Origin of the sequence: Sphingomonas changbaiensis NBRC 104936, from assembly GCF_000974765.1 — a bacterium.
GTDB classification, from domain to species: Bacteria; Pseudomonadota; Alphaproteobacteria; order Sphingomonadales; family Sphingomonadaceae; genus Sphingomonas_B; species Sphingomonas_B changbaiensis.
This window is the reverse complement of the sequence record NZ_BBWU01000039.1, coordinates 1-21,268: the sequence shown is the minus strand read 5'-3', so window position 1 is coordinate 21,268 and position 21,268 is coordinate 1. Positions and strand designations below refer to the sequence as shown.

Here is a 21,268-nt window from a genome sequence, read left to right as displayed (position 1 = left end):
TCCGCGAGGGCCTGGATCATGATCGACCGTCGAATGCTGCTTTTCTCAGGCGCGGCTGTCGCCGGAATGGGACTGTTTGGCTTCCGGGCCGGCGCCGTCGCACCGGCAACCGACCCGCGCTTCCGCCTGACTCCCGCGCAGTGGAAGAAGCGGCTCGGCCCTGAAGCCTATGCCGTGCTGCGCGAGGAAGCGACCGAGCCGCCGGGAAGCAGTCCGTTGCTGAAGGAGCACCGCGCCGGGCTGTTCACCTGCGCCGGCTGCGGCCTGCCGGTCTATTCCTCGAAGACCAAGTTCGAGAGCGGCACCGGCTGGCCGAGCTTCTGGGCAGCAATGCCGGGCGCGACCGCGACCGCGACCGACACCAAGCTCGGCTTCGAGCGCGTCGAGGAACATTGCAAGCGCTGCGGCGGCCATCTCGGCCACATCTTCGACGATGGCCCTAAACCCACCGGCAAACGCCACTGCATCAACGGCCTCGCCCTGAAATTCGTGCCGGGCAAAGCGGCCTAAAGCCCCTCCCCTTCAGGGGAGGGGTTGGGGGTGGGGCAGGCTGGCCCTGCTCCGAGTCGATCGGACATTCCCCACCCCAACCCCCTCCCCTGAAGGGGAGGGCTAAGATCATGCAAACGCCGCCCGCGCCATTTCGGTCAGCGCAGCCATGGCCTGACGATACGGCCCCGGCCCGTGGCTGATCCGCGCGACGCCGAGCTCCGCCAGGCGCTTCTTGTCCGGCATGCCGGCAAACATCATCGCGTTGACGGGCAGTGGCGATCCTTCGCACACGCGCGCGAGCAGCCTCTCGTCGGCAAGGCCGGGCACGAAAAAGCCGCTTGCGCCGGCATCGGCATAGGCGCGGGCGCGTTCGAGTGCGTGGTCGACCGCGGCGTTGTCGTGCGCCTCCGGCTTCGCCTTCAGAAAGATGTCGGTGCGGGCGTTGATGAAGGCGGGAATGCCGGCGCGTTCGGCCTCGCGCCGCAAGGCCTCGACGCGTCTGGCCTGGTCGCGGACCGGGTGGAGACCTTCGCCGCCGATCCTCTGATCCTCGAAATTGCAGCCGATCACGCCGGCCGACAGCACGCGCCCGAAATTCGCGGCGAGCGTGCCCGGCTCGATCGCATAGCCGCCTTCAAAATCGAGCGTCACCGGCAGCTCGACCGCAGCCGCGATGCGCGCCGCGTTGGCAATCGCGAACTCCATCGGCAGCGCCTCGGCATCGGTGAAGCCCTGGGCAGCCGCCACCGACCAGCTGCCGGTTGCGATGGCCTTCGCACCTGCATCCGCGACCGCTTTGGCCGATCCCGCATCCCAGGCGTTGAACAGAATGATCGGGTTTCCGGGGATGTGCAGGCCTGCGAAAGCGCGCGCCTTCTCCGTCTGGTTCATGCGTTCTCCCTCCTCTGGCGCGTCGGCGGCCACGGGTGCATCATCGCGCCTCGCAAGGGGAGAGGCAAATGATCGTCGTCACCACTGAAAATGTCCCGGGCTTCCGCGTACGCGAAGTGAAGGGCCAATGCTTCGGCCTGGTCGTCCGCAGCCGGGGGCTGGCGGGTAATATCAGCGCCGCGCTTCGCTCGCTGATCGGCGGCGAGATCAAGGAATATACCAGCCTGCTCGAAGAGGCGCGCCGTCACGCGGTCGACAGGCTTGTCGAGAACGCCAGCGCGATGGGCGCTAATGCGATCGTGATGATGCGGTTCGATTCGTCCGAGATCGGTCAGACCATGAGCGAGATCGTCGCCTATGGCACGGCCGTCGATCTCGTGCCGGCGGAGTGACGCGATGTTGCGCGTCGCGGTCATCCTCGCCGTCGCGCTCGGCTTGCTCGGCTGCCTGGTCGCGATCGTCACGACCGCCATTCCGTTCTGGGGTCCTGCCGTGTGGCTGGCGATCGCGCTGCTGCTGATGCTGCTTGAGCGGCGCGCCTATAAGAGCCCGGAGGCAGGCGTTCCGGGGCCGCCCTGGCAGGCGACCGCGGAGCGGTTCGTCGACCCCGAAACCCACCTGCCCGTGCGCGTCTATTTCAATCCCGAAACCGGCGAGCGCCGCTATGTCGCGGACGGGGACGAACGGACCTGACGACCAGGCCGTAGCTCTGCTATCGTCGCCCCGCGATCAGCACCGGCTTTTCGTCGATCAGTGGACGAAGCGCGCGACGACGTCGCGGTAGCTGCGGCTGACTTTCACCTGCGCGCCCGAATCCAGCACCAGGAAGCATTCGCCGTTGGTATGCGGCTTCACTTGCTTGACGAGGTCGAGATTGACGATCGTCGAGCGGTGGACGCGCTGGAAACGGCGCGGATCGAGCCGCTTTTCCAGATCCTTCATCGTCTCGCGCAGTATCAGCGTGTTTTCGGCGGTGTAGATGCACATGTAATCGCCGGCCGCGTCGATCCGCTCGATATTGTCGACGTCGACGCGGAAGATCTGGCCGCGATCCTTGATGTTGATCATCTTCTCGAAGCGGCTCGCCGACGGCGCCTCGGCGCCTTCGCTGATCTCGGCGGCGGCTTCGGGCGCAACTTCGGCCAGCGCTTCGCGCAGCCGGTCGACTTCCTCGACGCCGCGCTTTTCCGCGAGCCGCTGGCGGACGCGGTCGAGCGTGGCGGCGAGCCGGTCTTCCTCGACCGGCTTCATCAGATAATCGACGGCCTGCGCCTCGAAGGCGCGGATCGCATGATCGGAATAGGCGGTCACGAACACGAACAGCGGCGGCTCGACCTCCATCAGCCCCTGGACGACGGAAAAGCCGTCAAAGCCGGGCATCTGGATGTCGAGGAAAACGAGATCGGGCTTGTTGGTCTTGATCGATCGGATCGCTTCCCGCCCGTTCGAGCAGGTATCGACAATCTCCACATCCTCGTGCGGCTCGAGCCTCAGTTGCAGGCCCTGGATGGCCAGCGGCTCGTCATCGACGAGGATCGTTCTGATGGTCATGCGGCTTCCCTCGGTTGTTCCTCGGTTTGGTACGGAATTTCGATAAGAACCTCGAACCCGCCCCCCGCACGCGCTTTCGCGTCGAACTCATGATCCTGGCCATAGGCCTGCGCCAGCCTGTCCCGAATGTTCGCCAGACCGACTCCTGTGGATTGAATGGGCCCGGAACGCTTCTCGTTCAACCCCGGCCCCGTATCGGCGACCGTGATCCGCACGCGATCGACCACCAGCCGCGCGCTGATGATGATGTCGGCGCCTTCCTCGAGCGGCGTCACCGCATATTTGATCGCGTTCTCGACCAGCGGCTGCAGCAAGAGCGACGGCAGGCGCGCCTTCAGCACGATGGGATCGACCTCGAAAATGGGCCGCAGCCGCTCCTCGAAGCGCATCTTTTCGATCTCGAGATACAGCTTCAGTGTCTCGATCTCCTGCTCGATCGTGACCTGGCCGAGCGGTTCGTTGACCAGCGTGTAGCGCATGAAGGACGACAGGCGCGACAGCATCGCATTTGCCCGCTCGGTCTGTTTCAGCAGCACCAGCGTCGAGATCGAGTTCAATGTGTTGAACAGGAAATGCGGATTGAGCTGGTAGCGCAGCATCGCCAGCTGCGCCGACGACGCTTGGCTTTCCAGCGCGCGAAGCTGGTCCGCCTGCTGTTCGACGACCAGGAAGAAGTTGATCGCGTAATAGAGCGCGGACCAGGCGCCGATCACCACGAAATCGAGGAAGATGGTGCCCAGGAACAGGCTGATCTGAAAGCCTTCGCCGGGGCGCTGGATGGTGTTGAAGATCCAGGCGTCGATCAGCGAATAGATGCCGGCCGCGGTCAGCATGCCGGCGATCGATCCGGTCCAGGTCGCGATCGGCTTGCGCCGGATCAGGTCGCGATAGAGGGCGCCCAGCACCAGCGTCAGCGAATAGCCGGTGGCGGTCGAGACCGCGACCGGCACCAGGAAGGCGAGCGTCAGGCCGTTGGCGAAGCCGGATAGCGTCCGCAGCAGGAAATAGCCGGCCCAGCCCGCCGTCTGCAGGTTCCAGAAAGCGCGGTTCTTGTCATCGAAGAACGGCTTGGCAGCTAACCCGGGGGCCATGTCTGAGGCTCTAATGCTCGCGCGCGCAAAAGAAAACCGCCGCCCGGTGGGTCCGGACGGCGGCTCTCTGTTGCTCTTCGCCGCTCGGCTTAGAAGCGGAAGCGGGCGCCGATGCGGATCGCGTAGAGCGACTGGCTCGCATAGATGGTGTCGCTCGGCGTCGCGTTCGGCAGGCTGTAGCGATACTGCGCGCAGGTCTGCCCGGTGTTCGTCGCCACCGTGCCCGGTGTGCCGGTCGGCGTCGCCGCCGTCAGACACGACACGCGCGCCGCAACCGCGGTGTACGGGAACTGGAACTCGCGGATTTGACCCCACTTGCTGTTGAGCAGGTTCGTGAAGTTCTCGATGTCCGCAAACAGCTCGAACCGCGCCTGCGACCAGAACGGCACCGGCAATTCCTGCGCGACGTGCAGGTCGATGCGTGTGAACCACTTCGAGTTGAAGGCGTTGCGCGGCGCGATCTTGCCCCGATACTTCGCCAGGCCCGACGAGTTGAAGAAGGCGTCGAGCGTCGAGGCCGTGGCCGCAGAGTCGTACGACACCAGCGGATCGTTAATGCCGGTCGGCACGTAGATCAGGTACCGCGTGTTCGAACCCGTGGTGCCGAAGATGGCGCTGCGGCCGCTGGACGTATCCTGGAACGTGTAGCTGAACGGACGGCCGATGCGGGTCTCGCCGAACAGCGACAGCGTGGTCTTGTAGTCGCCGAAGAAGGCGTGATCGAACGTCACGTCATACTTGAAGTTGTGACGCACTTCGTCGTTCGAAATGCCGTAAGCCGCGCCGTTCGCGTCGAGGAATGCGCCGTTCGCGTAGTTCGAACCCGCGGTCGACGAGGTCGCCGGCGCCTGGTCCTTGATGTTCTGGTAGGTGTAGCTCAGGCCCAGGTTCAGGCCGAAGTCGAACTCCTTACGCACCCGCGCCACGGCGACATAGCTGCGGCCCTTCTTGGTGTTGGTCAGGATGATGTCGTTCAGCGTGTCGCCGAAGGTCGTCAGGGACGTGTACCGCACCCGGCCGTCCGGCGTCCGAGCCGCCGTCGGCACGGAGCGGAGGTCGGTGAAGAACACCTGGTTGCGCACGTCCGAGTAGAACAGGTCGGCACCGAAGTCCCAGCCGCTGCCCAGCGCGCCCAGATCCGGCGTCCAGTCAGCCGACACGGTGGCGCGCCACTGCGACGGAATCTTGAAGTTCGGATCGATGGCGTTGGTCGCCGCCGCCGAGACGCCGCGCGACAGATAGTCGTTGGCCGCCGACGGAATGGTCGCGCCGTTGACGTTCGTCAGGATCGCCCTCGGGTCGAACCCGGCCGGGAATGGCGAGTTGCCGGAGTAGGTGCCGTCATTCCGCTGAATGATGTCGATCGTGTTCGACAGAATGCCGGTGTTCGAGAAGCTGTTCGACGCATAGACGTCCGGCGTGCCGCCGGCGAAGATGCCGACGCCACCGCGAACGCTGATGTCCGACGTCGGCTTGAAATCGAAACCGAAGCGCGGCTGGAACACGCCGCGGCCCGACACGAACGCCTGGTTGGTAAAGCCATAGCGCCGCGTGAAGACCGGGTTCAGCGACGGGCGGCTGCCGCTGCCGTACACGTCGTAGCGGGCGCCGTAGGACACGGTGAGAATGTCGCTCAGCTGCCAGTTATCCTGGGCGCCGAACGTCAGCGTCGTGTACTTGAACCGGGCCGAAGCGAGGTCCGGATCGGGGATCGGCGTCGCGTTGGTATAGCCGAAGCGCTGCGCGTTGCCCGCCTGGAAGTCGGCGATCGAGTCGAAATAATAAGCGCCGCTGGTGCCCCCGCGCGGGTTCGACGAGCTCAGGAATGCATTGAAGATCTTCGTGTGCTGGAACTCGCCGAAGATGCGCACGTCATGATTGTCCCGCTTCAGACGCGCCTGCAGCAGGCCGCCGAAAGTCTGGGTGTTGAGCGCGTTGGTCTGGCGGGACACGTCCGGGCCGAATGCGACCACGGCCGAGCCGGGCGCGCAGTTGACCGAAGCGCCGGCGCCGGCCGCACCCGGATTGGTCCGGTCCGAGGTCGGTGCGTCACAGACGCGGAACTCGGCAAAGCCACGGCCGAGCAGCGGGTCCTGGATGCGCTTGTAATCCTTGTAGAAGCCGCGGAACTCCGTCGAGAAGGAATCCGTCCAGTCGGAGTTCAGCTGGAACACGCCGGTGTAGAGCTGGTTGCCCTGCTTGTACGCGTTCGATGCAAGACCAAGCGACGGCGAGCTGGGATTGGCGCTCGTGTTGTTGGTCAGGATGATCGAGTCCTTCGCGTAGGTGAAGGTCACCGCCGCGCGCTGCGTGTCCGACAGGTTGGCGTCGATCTTCGCGACCAGGCGATCGTCCTTGTCGCCATTGCTGTTGACGACGCCGCCGGTGTCGTAGCCGTATTTCGACTTGGCGATCTGCGAGATCTGGTCGACCTGCGCCTGTGTCAGGTTGGGGATCGCCGTGCCGGCATTGTTGTCGGACGGACCTTCGGCGATCGGACGGGCGGCGCGGATGCGCTCGCCGGCGACCATGAAGAACAATTTGTCCTTAATGATCGGGCCCGACAGTTCGGCGCCGTAATTCTCGATCTTGAAGTTCGGGAGCACGACCTTGCCGGTCGGCACGCCCGGGCCCGGCTTGGTCTTGGTGCCGCTCAGCTCGTCGGACGAGTAGCTGTAAAAGCCGGTGCCCTGGAAGTCGTTGGTGCCGGAGCGCAGGATGACGTTGACGGTGCCGCCCTGGAAATTGCCCTCGCGCACGTCATAGGGCGCGACCTTCGTCTGGAACTGGCCGATCGCGTCGAGCGGAATCGGCGACCGGCGCGACGGCAGGCCGTCGGGGTTCAGGCCGAAATTGTCGGTGATCGGCACGCCGTCGACGGTGAAGCGGTTGAAGCGCGCATTCTGGCCGGCGAACGAGACCGCGCGGCCGCCCGACGGCGTGTCGTCCAGGCGCGCGAACGGGTCGCGGCGCATCAGGTCGCGCACGTCGCGGTTGATCGTCGCGATGCTCTCGATCTTCTCGCTGGTCAGGATGGTGGCCGGGCCCTGGCTGACGGTGCCGGCGCCGGCGACCGACGACGCGGTGACGACGATTTCCTGGCCGGCTTCGGCCAGCTCGATCGGCAGGTTATAGTCCTGCGCGACGACAGTGTAGACGTCGGTGATCTGCGCGCGGTTGCCCCCGACCGAGACGGTGTAGGGTCCGCCCGGACGCAGGCCGGAAATGACGTAGCCGCCCGACGGGGTGGTCGTCGCCGTCGTGGTGGTGCCCGACGGCACGTGAACGGCCGTGACTGTCACGCCGGCAACCGGCGCCCCGTTATCGGTGACGGTCCCGCGAATCGTTGACGTGGTTTCCTGCGCCTGGACCGCAACCGGAGCGACGAGCGCGGCGATAGCCGCGCCGATAAATAGATGATTCCGCATTGTATTCCCCATTACCGGGCCGTGTGGCCCGCCCGCGACTCTGACCAGCCGACGCTGGTGCCCTTGGCGGCGATATGTTGCGGATCGAAGACTCGCAACGGAGTCGCGAAGCCTGACCTCAACAATCTGATTTGCGTTGCAGAAAAGACACGCTGACCGGCATGTCAGCGGGCACGGCAAGCCCTATATGGCGGCGCTGAATGGCAACGGAATCGCTCCCCCAGGCATTGAAGAATGAAGCTGCGCGGATCGGCTTTGCAGCTTGCGGGATCGCGCGGGCCGATGCGGCCCCGCGCTCGGGCGAGCGGCTGCGCGCCTGGCTGGCCGACGGCGCGCACGGCGACATGATCTGGATGGAAAGCCGCGCCGACCAGCGCGCGGCGCCCGCCGGGCTCTGGCCCGACGTGCGATCGGTGATCGCGCTCGGCATGAGCTACGCGCCGGGCGGCGATCCGCTGAAGCTCGCGGCGGAACCGGAGGCGGGCCGCATTTCGGTCTATGCGCAGGGGGCCGACTATCACGATCTCGTCAAGCGCAAGCTGAAGGAGCTGGCGCGCTGGCTGGTCGCCCAGGCCGGGGGTGACCTGAAGGTCTTTGTCGACACTGCACCGGTCATGGAAAAGCCGCTGGCCGAAGCGGCGGGGCTCGGCTGGCAGGGGAAGCACACGAACTTGGTCAGCCGCGAGCATGGCAGCTGGCTGTTCCTCGGTGCGATCTTCACGACATTGGAATTGGCGCCGGATGCCGCCGGTGCCCAGCGCTGCGGCAGCTGCGATGCCTGCCAGCGCGCCTGCCCGACCGACGCCTTTCCGGCACCGTTCCGGCTCGATGCGCGGCGCTGCATTTCCTACCTGACGATCGAGCATAAAGGCCCGATCCCGCGCGCGCTGCGGAAAGGCATCGGCAATCGCATCTATGGCTGCGACGATTGCCTGGCGGTCTGTCCCTGGAACAAATTCGCCGAAGCCGGCGCCGCGAACCTTGCCTTCGCGCCCCGCGCCGAGCTGAGCGCGCCGATGCTCGCCGACCTGCTTGCCCTCGACGACGCCGGTTTCCGGCAGCTGTTCGCCGGATCGCCGATCAAGCGGATCGGCCGCGACCGCATGATGCGGAACTGTCTGGTCGCGGCAGGCAACAGCGGCGCGGCGGGGCTAGTGGAAACGGTGCGTGCGCATCTCGACGACCCGAATCCGGTCGTGCGCGGCGCAGCGGTGTGGGCGCTGGGGCGGTTGGATGAAGCAATGCTTGGCGAAGAACGGAAAAGCCGCCTGCACGAAGAGCCGGATGAAATCGTTCGCGAGGAATGGCTGCTAGCCTCGCCTTCCCTCTAGGGAGGGGATTGTCACTCTGCCGCGCGGGCTTCGAGTTCTTCGCGCCAGTGGAAGGACAGATCCTCCCATTCGAGCGCGCGGCCGTCATGCGAGAAGACGCGGACGTCCGCCACCGGCTCCAGGTCGCGCTTGTCGACCAGCACCGGGTTGGACGGGCAGCCGGTCTCCCACTTCTCACCCCATTGCCTGAGCGCGATCATCGTCGGGAGCAGGTCGACGCCCTTTTCGGTCAGGCGGTATTCGATCTTGCGCCGGTCCTCGGGGCAGGGTTGCCGGTCCAGGATGCCGACATCGACCAGCCGGCCAAGCCGGTTCGCGAGGATGTTGCGCGCGATGCCCAAGTTTGACTGAATCTCTTCGAAATGCTTGAGGCCGTTGAAGGCCGCGCGCAGGATCAGGAAAGACCAGCGTTCGCCCATCGCTTCCAGCGCCTTGGGCAGGCTGCACTCGGCCGCGATCTGCGCAAGCGGTTCTCTCAGGCCCATTCGATCCTCTTCCCGACTTCAAAACCTAACCGAAGCCGCCCCGTTCATAAAGCGGCAAAAATAATTTTCAGTTTCTAGTTGCAACCTGAAACCTATTTCAGTAGGTAGCGATTCGCAACTGAAATCGAAAAGGGACGGATCATGGTACGGATTGCAGCTTTCATCCTGTCGCTGGTCGGCTCGCTGACCCTGCTTGGCTCGGCCGCGGTCGCGCAGCCCAACAACAGCTATTACAGCGTCACGCTCGCCCAGCCGGCGGCGACCAAGACCGTCGTGCGCGACATCATCGTCAACTGCGACGGCGCGGTGTGCGCGGCCGCGCAGGGCACCAGCCGCCCGGCGATTGTCTGCGCGAGCATCGCGCGCGAGCTTGGCGCGGTGACGAGCTTCCGCGCCGGCGATCAGACGCTCGACGGCGAAGCGCTCGCCAAGTGCAACGCGAAGGCGGACACGACCAAGCTCGCCCGCCGCTGACCGTTCCGGCGGACACACCCCTCTCAGTCCGCACACCTCCGCCGGGGCCGAAAGGCTCCGGCGGTTGTTTTTTGCCGATTGCTGTTGCGTTGCGGCACCGGTTTTCCGATCTTGCCTCTGTGCTGAGGCAGTATGAATTGGTCGAGCGGGTCAAGAGTTACGATCCGGAGGCGGACGAGGCGCTGATCAACCGCGCCTATGTGTTTTCGATGCAGGCGCACGGGACGCAGAAGCGGGCATCGGGCGATCCCTATTACAGCCACCCGATCGAGGTCGCCGGCATCCTCACCGACCTGCACCTCGACGACGAGACCATCGCGACCGCGATCCTGCACGACACGATCGAGGACACCGTCGCGACTCATGAGGAGATCGAGGCGAAGTTCGGCGCCAACGTTGCGCGGCTGGTCGATGGCGTCACCAAGCTCAGCAAGATCGAGGCGCAGACCGAGAATCAGCGGGCGGCCGAGAATCTGCGCAAATTCCTGCTGGCGATGTCCGACGACATCCGCGTGTTGCTGGTGAAGCTCGCCGACCGGCTGCACAACATGCGCACGCTCCACTTCATCAAGGATGCGGAAAAGCGCCGGCGGATCGCGCGCGAGACGATGGATATCTATGCCCCGCTCGCCGAGCGGATCGGCATGTACGAGTTCATGAACGAGATGCAGACGCTCGCGTTCAAGCAGCTCGAGCCGGAAGCCTATGAATCGATCACCAAGCGGCTGCAGCAGCTGCATGAAGGCGGTGGCGACCGGATTGCGCGGATCGCGTCGGGACTAAAGCTGCTCCTGTCCAGGAACGGCATCGAAAGCGAAGTGACGGGCCGCGAAAAGCACGTCTACTCGATCTGGCGAAAGATGGCCGAGCGCCACATCAGCTTCGAGCAACTATCGGACGTGATGGCGTTCCGCGCGATCGTGCCCTCCACGCAGGACTGCTACAAGGCGCTGGGGGTGATCCACGCCCGCTGGCCGATGGTGCCGGGGCGGTTCAAGGACTATATCTCGACTCCCAAACGCAACGGCTATCGCTCGCTCCACACCAGCGTGATTCATGCCGAGAATATGCGGATCGAGATCCAGATCCGGTCGAAGGACATGCATGCGCAGGCCGAATACGGCCTTGCCGCGCACTGGGCGTACAAGCAGGCGCAGGACAGGCCGGACACCCAGGTGCGCTGGATCCGCGACCTGATCGAAATCCTCGACACCGCCGAGAGCCCGGAAGAGCTGCTCGAGCATACCCGGATGGCGATGTACCAGGACCGGATCTTCGCCTTCACGCCGAAGGGCGAGCTGATCCAGCTGCCCAAGGGCGCGACGCCGGTCGACTTCGCCTATGCCGTGCACACGGACCTCGGAGACCAGACGGTCGGCGCCAAGGTCAACGGGCGCGTCGTGCCGCTGCGCACGCCGATCGAGAATGGCGACCAGGTTCAGATCCTGAAATCGAAGGCGCAGGAGCCGCAGCCGGGCTGGCTGAACTTCGTCGTGACAGGCAAGGCGCGGGCGGCCGTGCGCCGGTTCGTCCGCCACAAAGAGCGCGACGAAATGGTCGCGCTCGGCCGCAAGCTCTACGACGAAATCGTCCAGCGGCTGCCCGCGCAGCTGGGTGAAGACGCTCTCAGGAATGCGCTGCAGCGGCTCAAGATCGCGGACGAGGCCGGCCTGATGGCAGCGGTCGCGCGCGGCACCATCACCGATGTCGAGCTGATGGAAGCGCTGATGCCGGGGTCGACCGGCGCCGACCTGAACGCCAAGCCGCCGGCGCAGCGCGAGGCGATCTCGATCAAGGGATTGACGCCGGGGGTCGCGTTCGATCTGGCGACGTGCTGCCATCCGCTGCCGGGCGACCGCATCGTCGGGCTCAGGCGACCGGACGAGGCGATCCAGGTCCACACGATCGACTGCGCGAACCTGGCGGACGGCGTCGATGCCGATTGGGTCGATCTTGCCTGGGGCGACAAGTCGGACGGTGGCACCGCGCGCCTGAACGTGGTGCTGAAGAACGAGCCGGGATCATTGGCGGTGATGAGCGGCATCTTCGGCGCTCACCAGGCCAACATCCTGAACCTGAAACTCGCGAACCGCGACGGCGCGTTCCATACGTTCCATGTCGACCTGGAAGTGCACGACCTGCACCACCTGGTCCGCATCCTCGCGGCGCTAAGGGCCGCGGATGCGGTCGCGAGCGCCGAGCGGGTCTAGCCAACGCGAAAGGGCCGACCGTCTCGCGACGGCCGGCCCCCTCCTCCTCACGGAGCTGCGTTCAGGCGACGACGCGCGCGACGCGGTTGCGGCGACGCGTGGCCGCGCCGAGCAGACCGAACCCGCCGAGCAGCATCGCCCAGGTCGCCGGTTCCGGAACCGCCGACACAGGGACCGTGACCTGGCCGAGCGTGAACACGGCAGTGTTGGAACCGCCGGGCACGCCGTCCGGATTGTTCTTCGTGGTCAGGGTGAAGAACGCATCCAGCGTCTTGCCGCTGAACGTCGAGCGGGCGCCGAGACCGTTGAAGTCGAACGGCGAGAACGGGCCGCCGGTGTTCCGGAAGTCCGGGCCGACATAGGTGAACACCAGGTTGGGGATGTTCGGATCGTCGTTGAACCCGGGCGTCACGAAGGCGCCACTTGACGTATTCTCGACACTGCCCACGACATTCGCCGAAGGCGTGAAGATCGACCCGTTAATATAGCCGCCGAAATCGAAGATGATCAGGCGATCGCCGGAGCGCACGCCTTCATCAGGTCCGAGGGTGCCCTGATAATTCCAGGTGAAGTCCCCGGGACCGTTTGTTGTCACGCTGGCAAGCGTGATAACCGCCGCACTGGCAGGACCGGCGAATGCAACCGCCGCTGCCGCGGCCAAGACCCATTTTTTCATGCTCATAACTCCCTGAGCGAACGACCCCGCTCTATTTCGAAAGCTGGCGTTAACCTTTCCAGCTGCGGGTAGAACGACGCGAGGCCAGTCCGGTTCATTCGGAATTAATGTTTATTCGCACGGTTCGTCGCGTGAGTAGGGCGGCTTATCGCTTCGACACCGTAACGACGGGGCCGGGATTCCAGCATCAGGGGTTCAGCCGCTGCGCACGGTCACCCCCCACCGGGCGCCAAAATGCCCTGAGTCGAACAGAGCCCCGCCGCACGTGCGACGGGGCTCTATTCGTGACTTTTGAGAAGGAGGGCCAGGTCAGGCGAGCGCCTGCTTCAACTGGTCGACCAGATCGGTCCGTTCCCAGGTGAAGAATTCGCCCTCGGGCTTGCGGCCGAAGTGGCCATAGGCGGCGGTCTGCAGATAGATCGGCCTGTTGAGCCCGAGATGGGTGCGAATGCCCTTGGGCGTCAGCTTCACCAGTTGCGGCAGCACTGCCTCGATCTTCGCGGCATCGACGGTGCCGGTGCCATGGGTGTCGACATAGAGCGACAGCGGCTCGGCAATGCCGATCGCGTAGCTGAGCTGGATCGTGCAGCGCCGGGCGAGGCCCGCCGCGACGATGTTCTTTGCCAGATAGCGGCTGACATAGGCGGCCGAGCGGTCGACCTTGGTCGGATCCTTGCCGCTGAACGCGCCGCCGCCGTGCGGGGCAGCGCCGCCATAGGTGTCGACGATGATCTTGCGACCGGTAAGGCCAGCGTCGCCATCCGGACCGCCGATCTCGAACAGTCCGGTCGGGTTGACGTAGATCTGGCTCTGGTCCGCGGGCATCCAGCCCTTTGGCAGCACATCCTCGAACACCGTCATCACATAATCGCGGAGCGTCCGCTGGCCGGCGTCGGTCGACAGCGCCTTCGAATGCTGGGTCGAGACGACCAGCGCGCTCGCGCCGACGGGCTTGCCGTCCTCATATTTCAGCGTGACCTGGCTCTTGGCGTCGGGCTCAAGGAAATCGACCACGCCGCCGTGCCGGTCGGCCGCCATCTTCTCGAGAATGCGGTGCGAATAATAGAGCGTCGCCGGCATCAGGTCAGGCGTCTCGTCGCAAGCGAAGCCGAACATGATGCCCTGGTCGCCGGCGCCTTCGTCCTTGTTGCCGCTTTCGTCGACCCCCTGGGCGATGTGCGCCGACTGGCCGTGCAAGTGGCAGGCGAACTCGGCGGTCTGCCAATGGAAGCCGTGCTGTTCATAGCCGATGCGCTTCACCGTATCGCGCGCGGCCTGCTCGATTTCGGCGAGCGATGGGAACCGATCCTGGTCGCAGCGCACTTCGCCGGCCAGGACGATCCGCTGCGTCGTGACCATCGTTTCGCAGGCGACGCGGGCGACCGGGTCGCGGCCGATGAACAGATCGACGACGGCATCGGAAATCTGGTCGGCGACCTTGTCCGGATGGCCTTCGGACACCGATTCGGACGTGAAGAGATAGTTGGAGCGCATCGTCGGTCCTGTGCTGGAGCAGGCGCGAAGCCCGCATATAAAGATATGTTTATGTGTGCAGGTCTCTAGCGGCGACGGATGCGGATGACAACGCCCAAAGCGACGAGTGCCAGCGCCAGCAGCGCGGGCAGAAGGTTGCCGTAGCGCGCGAACGGCGTCGGCGGCAGCGGTGCCGGCAGATGCGCGTCGAGTACGCCCTGCTTTCCGAGCCCGATCGACCCTTCGATCCTGCCATTGGGTGCAATCACTGCCGAAATGCCGGTCGGTGTCGCGCGTACGATCGTCATGCCTTCCTCGATCGCCCGCAGCCGCGCCTGCGCAAGATGCTGAGGAGGGCCCCAGCTGCCGAACCATGCGTCGTTCGACGGGTTGAACAGGAACAGCGGCCGGTGGGCCGGATCGATCACCTGGCCGGAAAAAATGATTTCATAGCAGATCTGGAACCCGATCGGGCCGACGCCGGGAATGTCGAACGTCTTCGGCCCCGGACCGGGCCAGAAATCGAGATCGCCCGGCACCAGCCGCGACAGGCCGAGCGGCGTCAGGATTGCCCGCATCGGCAGATATTCGCCGTAAGGAACCAGATGCGCCTTGTCATAGCGGGCGAGAATGCGGGTGTCGGGCGCCAGCGCGAATACGCTGTTGCGGCCGCCGATCGCGCGGCCCTGCTGGTCATATTCCAGCGCGATGCCGCCGGTGAGCAGCACGTCGCCGGGACCGAGCGCTCTGGCCAGATACCGCCGCAGCCCGGGTTCCTCGGCAAGCAGATAGCCATTGTCGATCGCCGCTTCCGGCCACAGCAGCAGCCGCGGGCTGGCGCCCGGCGGCCCGGACATCCGCACCAGCTGCTGTAGATGCGCGGCCTGGGCATCGACGTCCTGTTTCTCGTCCTGGCTGACGTTCGGCTGCACGATGCGGACGGCGAGGGGGCCCGGTGCTGCAGGATGCGGCAACAGCAGCAGCGCGAGCAGCGGCAGGGGGACGATCAAGGCTGCGCCCGCCCAGCGCCGGCGCGCGACCAGCAACGCCCCACCGGCGGCAAGGACCGTCAGGCCCGACAGCCCATAGGTGCCGACCCATTTCGTCGCCTGTGCGACCGGCAGGACCGGTACCCAGATCGCCGCCAGCGGGTTCCAGGCAAAGCCGGTGAACAGGGTTGCCCGCAGCCACTCGGTCGCGATCCAGGCGGCGGCGAGGAGGAGCGGAAACACAAGGCCGCTCGTCCCGAGCGAAGTCGAGGGGCGCTGCTCGGACTCTGGAGACGCGCCCCTCGACTGTGCTCGGGACGAGCGGGTCAGGGCGTGAGCGACAGCGGCCCCCACCGCCGGGAACACGGCCAGATACAGCGACAGCGCAACCACCGCGCCATAGCCGAACCAGTGCGGCATCGAGTCCTGGTAGGTGAAGGCGTGGGCGATCCAGTTCAGGCCGACGGTGAAATGGCCGAGCGCGAACAGCCACATCCGCCAGAAGGCGCTGCGCCAGGTCGGCGCGTCGCCGAGCAATCGGATCAGCAGCACGAGGCAAAGGATCGTGACGGGCCAGAGTTCGAGCGGCGCGAAGCCGGTCGCCGACAGCGCGCCTGCGGCCAGCGCGAGAAGCTTCGGATAACGGAGCACCGCGGCGCTATCGCGCGCCTTTGCGGCGGTTGCAATCGCGCGTAAGGATCGGGCGATGCTCAGTCTCGTCCTGGCGCTTGCCGCCGCGTCCTCGCCTCCGCCCCTCTCCGATCTGCAAGCGCGTCAGGTCCGCTGTGTCGCCGTGCTCGCGATTGTCGCCGGGGAGCAGCAGCGCCGGACAGCCTCGGCGCTGTCGCTGCCGCCGCTGGCGCGCCAGGGTGCCCGCTTCGCGCAGGTGGTCGGCGATACGCTGGTGAAGGACACCGGCCGTAGCCGGGAACAGGTGCGCGACCTGATCCTGCAGCAGGTCGCGGCGACGCAGAAGGCGGCAGGCGGGAAGGCCGAGCTGCCGATCGCTGAAGCGCAGGCCTGTGTCGAGGTGATGAACGCGGTCGCGCCGCCGCTGCCGCCGCCCAGCGCGGTCCAGTGCGCCGGGCTGCTGAAGCTTGCTGCCGACGATGTCCGCAAGCGCGAGGGGATGAGCAAGACCGCGATGGACCTGATGACGATCGCGTCCCTGCTGGAAGATCGCGCGCGCACCGAACTGCGCGACGCGGGCAAAAGCGAGGCGGAGGGCGACAAGGAGCTGACGCTGGCGCGCGAGGCGATCTCCGCCGATCCCAAGTCCGCGCCCGACATGGAAACCTGTGTGGAGCTTGCCCAGCCATGAGACCGTTTCATCTTGCGTTTCCCGTGCACGATCTCGCTGCCGCCCGATCCTTCTACGGCGGTCTGCTCGGCTGCGGGGAAGGCCGCAGCTCCGATCGGTGGATCGATTTCGACCTTTATGGCCACCAGATCGTCGCTCACCTGGACGAAGGCGCGCGATCGGCCGACACCAGTAACCCCGTCGACGGGCATGACGTGCCGGTGCCGCATTTCGGCGTGGTGCTGACGATGACTGACTGGCAGGCGCTCGCCGATCGCCTGAAGGCGGCCGGCATCGCCTTCGGCATCGAGCCGCACATTCGCTTCAAGGGCCAGCCCGGCGAGCAGGCGACGATGTTCTTCCGCGATCCCAGCGGCAACGCGCTCGAGTTCAAGGCGTTCGCTGGCGACGCAATGCTGTTCGCAACCTGAGCGGCGGCCGCGGCCCTGCTTGCTCCGCCGGGGCCGCTCCCTTACATCGCGCCGCATGAGTTCGACCAACGACATCCGGCGCAGTTTTCTCGACTATTTCGAGGGCGAGGGGCATGCGCGCGTGCCCTCGGCGCCGCTGGTGCCGCACAACGATCCGACGCTGATGTTCGTGAACGCAGGGATGGTGCCGTTCAAGAACGTGTTCACAGGCCTGGAAACGCGGCCCTATTCGACCGCGGTGAGCTCGCAGAAATGCGTGCGGGCGGGCGGCAAGCATAACGACCTGGACAATGTCGGCTACACGGCGCGCCACCATACATTCTTCGAAATGCTGGGCAATTTCTCGTTCGGCGATTATTTCAAGGAACGGGCGATCTCGCTCGCCTGGACCCTGATCACGCGCGAATGGGGGATCGATCCGAGCCGGTTGCTGGCGACCGTCTACCACACCGACGATGAGGCATTCGACCTCTGGAAGAAGATTTCCGGGCTGCCCGAGAGCCGGATCATCCGCATCCCGACCAAGGACAATTTCTGGGCAATGGGCGACAACGGCCCATGCGGTCCGTGCTCCGAAATCTTCTACGATCATGGCGAGCATATCCCCGGCGGCCCTCCCGGCAGCCCGGACGAGGACGGCGATCGCTTCACCGAGATCTGGAATCTCGTCTTCATGCAGTTTGAGCAGGAAGCGAACGAGATCGTCGGCAGCCTGCCCAAGCCCTCGATCGACACCGGCATGGGGCTGGAGCGGATCGCGGCCGTGCTGCAGGGCGTGCACGACAACTATGATACGGACACGTTCAAGGCGCTGATCGCGGAGAGCGGGGCGCTGACCGGCACTGCGACGACCGGTGCCAACCAGGCGAGCCACCGCGTGATCGCCGATCACCTTCGCGCGTCGGGCTTCCTGGTCGCGGACGGCGTGCTGCCGGCGAACGAGGGCCGTGGCTATGTGCTGCGCCGGATCATGCGCCGCGCAATGCGGCACGCGCACCTGCTGGGCGCCAAGGAACCGCTGATGCACCGGCTGGTGCCTTCGCTGGTGGCGGAAATGGGCGGCGCCTATCCGGAGCTGGTCCGCGCACAGCCGCTGATCGAGGCGACGCTGGCTCAGGAAGAGACACGCTTCCGCCAGACGCTGGCGAACGGACTGAAGCTGCTCGACGAAGCGACGGCGGCGATGAGGCCGGGCGACACGCTGCCCGGCGCGGTCGCCTTCAAACTCTACGACACGTTCGGCTTCCCCTATGACCTGACCGAGGACGCGCTGCGCGCCCAGGGCTTCGGCGTCGATCGTCTGGGCTTCGACGAGGCGATGGCCGAGCAGAAGGCGGCGGCTCGGGCCGCGTGGAAGGGGTCGGGCGCGAAGGCTTCCGAGGACGTGTGGTTCGACCTGGCCGAGGCGAACGGATCGACTGAGTTCATCGGCTATTCGGGCACGGAAGGCGAAGCCGAGGTCGTCGCGATCGTGAAGGACGGCCAGCCGGTCCAGCATGCCTCGGCCGGCGAGAAAGTCGTGCTGCTGACCAACCAGACGCCCTTTTATGCCGAAAGCGGCGGCCAGATGGGCGATGCGGGCGTCGTGACCGGCGACAAGGGCCTGCGCGCGGTCGTCGACGACACGACCAAGCCGCTCGGCCGCCTGCACGCGCATCACATGGTGATCGAGAATGGCGAGGTCGCGATCGGCGATACCGTCCATCTGGTCGTCGATGCCGAGCGGCGCGACCGCATCCGTGCGAACCACTCCGCGACGCACCTGCTGCACGCGGCGCTGCGCAAGCGGCTGGGCGGGCATGTGACCCAGAAGGGCTCGCTGGTCGCGCCGGATCGTTTCCGCTTCGATTTCTCGCACCCGTCGGCACTGAGTGCGCAGGAGATCGCCGACGTCGAGGCCGACGTGAATGCGCAGATCCGCGCAAACGAGAGTGTCTCGACCCGGCTGATGACGCCGGACGACGCGATCGCTGCCGGCGCGATGGCGCTGTTCGGCGAGAAGTATGGTGACGAAGTGCGCGTGCTGACGATGGGCCGCGACGCCTATTCGGTCGAGCTGTGCGGCGGCACTCATGTGAGCGCGACCGGCGATATCGCGCTGTTCAAGATCGTGTCGGAAAGCGCGGTGTCGTCGGGGGTGCGTCGCATCGAGGCACTGACCGGCGAGGCGGCGCGGCAATGGCTGACCGGCCGCGACGAGCGGCTGCGCGAGACGGCATCGGCGTTGAAGGCCTCGCCCGAGGAAGTGCCGGCGCGTGTTGCCGCGCTGATCGAGGAGCGGCGGCGGCTCGAGCGCGAGCTTGCCGACGCGAAGAAGGCGCTCGCGCTGGGTGGCGGCGGCAAGGCAGAGGCTGCGGGGCCGGAGCAGGTCGGCGGCCACGGCTTTATCGGCCAGGTCGTCGAGGGACTCGATCCCAAGGGCCTGCGCGGCGCGGTCGATGAGCTCAAGGCGCGCGTTGGCTCCGGCGTCGCGGTGCTGGTCGCGGTCAATGACGGCCGCGCTTCTGTCGCCGTCGGCGTGACGGACGACCTCACTGGCAAGCGCAACGCCGTCGATCTGGTCAAGCTGGCGGTTGCGGCGCTGGGCGGCCAGGGCGGCGGCGGTCGGCCCGACATGGCGCAAGGCGGCGGGCCGGACGGCGGGCAGGCGCCGGAAGCGGTTGCGGCGGTCAAGGCAGCGCTGGGGGAAATGGCGGAAGCGGCTTAGCGCCGCGGCCATTCCGTTCGACCGTCCTCACTCCGGTTTGGCCTGAGCTTGTCGAAGGCCTCCCTTCTTCTCTACTGCTAGGCCGGAAAAGAAAGGGAGGGCTTCGACAAGCTCAGCCCAAACCGAGCGAGGGATGCTTTTGCGCGCCAATTCGAAGCCTGGAATGTCGTACGACGCACTGATCATCGGCGGCGGGCATAACGGCCTGACCTGCGCCTGGTATGTCGCCCGCGCCGGCCTCAAGGTGCTGGTGGTCGAGCGCCGGCACATCGTCGGCGGCGCGGCGGTGACGGAGGAGTTCCACCCCGGCTTCCGCAACTCGACGGCGAGCTACACCGTCAGCCTGCTCCAGTCGAAAGTCATCCGCGACATGCGGCTGCACGATTGGGGCCTGCGCGTGGTGCACCGCCCGATCTCCAACTTCCTGCCGCTCGACGACAGCCATTATCTGAAGCTCGGCGGCGGGCTGGAGCGCACCCAAGCGGAGGTCGCGAAATACTCCGCGAAGGACGCGGAGACGCTGCCCGCCTATTACGATGCGCTCGACCGCATCGCCGATGTGCTGCGCGACCTGGCGCTGCAGACGCCGCCCAATGCCGGTGGCGGCTGGTTCGAGCTGCTGCGCGGCATCGGGCCGGGGCGCCGGATGGCGAAGCTGGGGCTGGAAGGCCAGCGCGACCTGCTCGACCTGTTCGTGAAGAGCGCCCGGACCTTCCTCGACGGCTGGTTCGAAAGCGATCCGATCAAGGCGGCGTTCGGTTTCGACGCGGTGGTCGGCAACTACGCCAGCCCCGACACGCCGGGATCGGCCTATGTGCTGCTCCACCACGTATTCGGCGAAGTGAACGGCGTGAAGGGCGCCTGGGGCCACGCGATCGGCGGCATGGGCGCGATCACCGGAGCCATGCGCCAGGCGTGCGAGGCGGCAGGCGTCGAGATCATGACCGATGCGCCGGTCGCGAAGGTGCTGGTCGATGGCGGCAAGGCGGTCGGCGTGGCGCTGGAGGACGGGCGCGAGCTGTTCGCCCGGCGCGTCGTCGCGAACGTCGGGCCGAAGCTCCTCTACGGGAAGCTGGTCGACGAGGCCGACCTGCCCGCCGATTTCGCGCGGCGGATGAAATCGTACAAGGCTGGCTCCGGCACCTTCCGGATGAACGTTGCGCTGTCGGAGCTGCCGCGCTTCACCTGCCTGCCGGAACCGGGCGAGCATCTGGCGAGCGGCATCGTGATCGCGCCGACGCTTGATTATATGGACCGCGCCTTCACCGATGCCCGCGCTTGTGGCTGGTCGAAGGCGCCGATCGTCGAGATGCTGATCCCCTCGACCCTCGATGACACGCTGGCGCCGAAGGGCGCGCATGTCGCGAGCCTGTTCTGCCAGCAATTCGCGCCCGAGCTGCCCGATGGCCGCAGCTGGGCCGACGAACGCGAGGCGGCGGCCGACACGATCATCGACGCTGTCGATGCCTGGGCGCCGGGCTTCAAGGCGTCCGTCGTCGGACGGCTGTCGCTGAGCCCGACGGACCTGGAGGAGCGGTTCGGGCTCGCAGGCGGCGACATCATGCACGGCGCGATGTCGCTCGATCAGCTCTATTCCGCGCGGCCGGTGCTGGGGAATGGCGCCTATGCCGGGCCGATCAAGGGCCTGTGGATGTGTGGCGCGGGCACGCATCCCGGCGGCGGCGTGACGGGTGCGCCGGGGCACAACTGCGCTCGGGAGATGCTGCGGGGTTTATAAC

At 66.2% G+C, this 21,268-nt stretch carries 18 protein-coding genes; 10 read left to right on the top strand and 8 right to left on the bottom strand.

The window, feature by feature from the left end:
* Positions 1–18 precede the first annotated feature (18 nt).
* The gene (gene msrB, locus SCH01S_RS09405; RefSeq protein WP_046348550.1) at positions 19–510 is read left to right on the top strand and encodes a peptide-methionine (R)-S-oxide reductase MsrB; all 492 of its coding nucleotides are present in this window, start codon (positions 19–21) and stop codon (positions 508–510) included.
* Between the two features lie 108 nt (positions 511–618).
* On the opposite strand, the gene SCH01S_RS09400 is transcribed toward msrB, so the two are convergent.
* Complete coding sequence (locus SCH01S_RS09400) at positions 619–1,383, bottom strand: isocitrate lyase/PEP mutase family protein (RefSeq protein ID WP_046348690.1); 765 nt, start codon at positions 1,381–1,383, stop codon at positions 619–621.
* 68 nt (positions 1,384–1,451) lie between these two features.
* Between SCH01S_RS09400 and SCH01S_RS09395 the strand changes: the two genes are divergently transcribed.
* Positions 1,452–1,775: a YbjQ family protein gene (locus SCH01S_RS09395; protein WP_046348549.1), complete on the top strand. Its 324-nt coding sequence runs from the start codon at positions 1,452–1,454 to the stop codon at positions 1,773–1,775.
* 4 nt (positions 1,776–1,779) lie between these two features.
* Positions 1,780–2,076: a hypothetical protein gene (locus SCH01S_RS09390; RefSeq protein WP_046348548.1), complete on the top strand. Its 297-nt coding sequence runs from the start codon at positions 1,780–1,782 to the stop codon at positions 2,074–2,076.
* 57 nt (positions 2,077–2,133) lie between these two features.
* Here SCH01S_RS09390 and SCH01S_RS09385 read toward each other — a convergent pair whose 3' ends face one another.
* The 3 genes from SCH01S_RS09385 to SCH01S_RS09375 form a co-directional block, all read right to left on the bottom strand.
* A complete protein-coding gene (locus SCH01S_RS09385; protein WP_046348547.1) occupies positions 2,134–2,934 on the bottom strand; it encodes a LytR/AlgR family response regulator transcription factor in 801 nt (266 codons plus the stop codon).
* Entirely contained in the window at positions 2,931–4,025 is a 1,095-nt protein-coding gene (locus tag SCH01S_RS09380) for a sensor histidine kinase (protein ID WP_046348546.1), read from the bottom strand. The genes SCH01S_RS09385 and SCH01S_RS09380 overlap by 4 nt, the downstream gene beginning before the upstream one ends.
* 89 nt (positions 4,026–4,114) lie before the next feature.
* Positions 4,115–7,453 (bottom strand): TonB-dependent receptor, encoded by a 3,339-nt coding sequence (locus tag SCH01S_RS09375; RefSeq protein WP_046348689.1) that lies wholly within the window; start codon positions 7,451–7,453, stop codon positions 4,115–4,117.
* 200 nt (positions 7,454–7,653) lie between these two features.
* On the opposite strand from SCH01S_RS09375, the gene queG reads away from it, so the two are divergent.
* Entirely contained in the window at positions 7,654–8,784 is a 1,131-nt protein-coding gene (queG, locus tag SCH01S_RS09370) for a tRNA epoxyqueuosine(34) reductase QueG (RefSeq protein ID WP_046348545.1), read from the top strand.
* Between the two features lie 11 nt (positions 8,785–8,795).
* Here the strand turns inward: queG and SCH01S_RS09365 are convergent, their stop codons facing one another.
* The gene (locus SCH01S_RS09365) at positions 8,796–9,269 is read right to left on the bottom strand and encodes a winged helix-turn-helix transcriptional regulator (RefSeq protein ID WP_046348544.1); all 474 of its coding nucleotides are present in this window, start codon (positions 9,267–9,269) and stop codon (positions 8,796–8,798) included.
* Positions 9,270–9,410: 141 nt separating this feature from the next.
* Here SCH01S_RS09365 and SCH01S_RS09360 point away from each other — a divergent pair, with 141 nt between their 5' ends.
* Positions 9,411–9,743, top strand: a complete 333-nt coding sequence (locus SCH01S_RS09360; protein WP_052733883.1) for a CC_3452 family protein — start codon at positions 9,411–9,413, stop codon at positions 9,741–9,743.
* A gap of 119 nt (positions 9,744–9,862) precedes the next feature.
* On the top strand, positions 9,863–11,953 hold the full coding sequence (locus tag SCH01S_RS09355; RefSeq protein ID WP_046348543.1) for a RelA/SpoT family protein: 2,091 nt from the start codon (positions 9,863–9,865) through the stop codon (positions 11,951–11,953).
* 61 nt (positions 11,954–12,014) lie between these two features.
* Here the strand turns inward: SCH01S_RS09355 and SCH01S_RS17175 are convergent, their stop codons facing one another.
* The 3 genes from SCH01S_RS17175 to lnt all read right to left on the bottom strand — a co-directional run bounded on the left by SCH01S_RS17175 (position 12,015) and on the right by lnt (position 15,742).
* On the bottom strand, positions 12,015–12,629 hold the full coding sequence (locus tag SCH01S_RS17175; RefSeq protein WP_174436034.1) for a PEPxxWA-CTERM sorting domain-containing protein: 615 nt from the start codon (positions 12,627–12,629) through the stop codon (positions 12,015–12,017).
* A gap of 309 nt (positions 12,630–12,938) precedes the next feature.
* Entirely contained in the window at positions 12,939–14,123 is a 1,185-nt protein-coding gene (gene metK, locus SCH01S_RS09345) for a methionine adenosyltransferase (protein ID WP_046348541.1), read from the bottom strand.
* 65 nt (positions 14,124–14,188) lie between these two features.
* A complete protein-coding gene (lnt, locus tag SCH01S_RS09340; protein WP_084689488.1) occupies positions 14,189–15,742 on the bottom strand; it encodes an apolipoprotein N-acyltransferase in 1,554 nt (517 codons plus the stop codon).
* A gap of 55 nt (positions 15,743–15,797) precedes the next feature.
* Here lnt and SCH01S_RS09335 point away from each other — a divergent pair, with 55 nt between their 5' ends.
* The 4 genes from SCH01S_RS09335 to SCH01S_RS09320 all read left to right on the top strand — a co-directional run bounded on the left by SCH01S_RS09335 (position 15,798) and on the right by SCH01S_RS09320 (position 21,267).
* Positions 15,798–16,412, top strand: a complete 615-nt coding sequence (locus tag SCH01S_RS09335; protein WP_046348539.1) for a hypothetical protein — start codon at positions 15,798–15,800, stop codon at positions 16,410–16,412.
* Positions 16,409–16,822, top strand: a complete 414-nt coding sequence (locus tag SCH01S_RS09330; RefSeq protein WP_046348538.1) for a VOC family protein — start codon at positions 16,409–16,411, stop codon at positions 16,820–16,822. The genes SCH01S_RS09335 and SCH01S_RS09330 overlap by 4 nt, the downstream gene beginning before the upstream one ends.
* A 55-nt stretch (positions 16,823–16,877) precedes the next feature.
* The gene (gene alaS / locus SCH01S_RS09325) at positions 16,878–19,529 is read left to right on the top strand and encodes an alanine--tRNA ligase (protein ID WP_046348537.1); all 2,652 of its coding nucleotides are present in this window, start codon (positions 16,878–16,880) and stop codon (positions 19,527–19,529) included.
* Positions 19,530–19,692: 163 nt separating this feature from the next.
* A complete protein-coding gene (locus SCH01S_RS09320) occupies positions 19,693–21,267 on the top strand; it encodes a phytoene desaturase family protein (protein ID WP_046348687.1) in 1,575 nt (524 codons plus the stop codon).
* Position 21,268 lies beyond the last annotated feature (1 nt).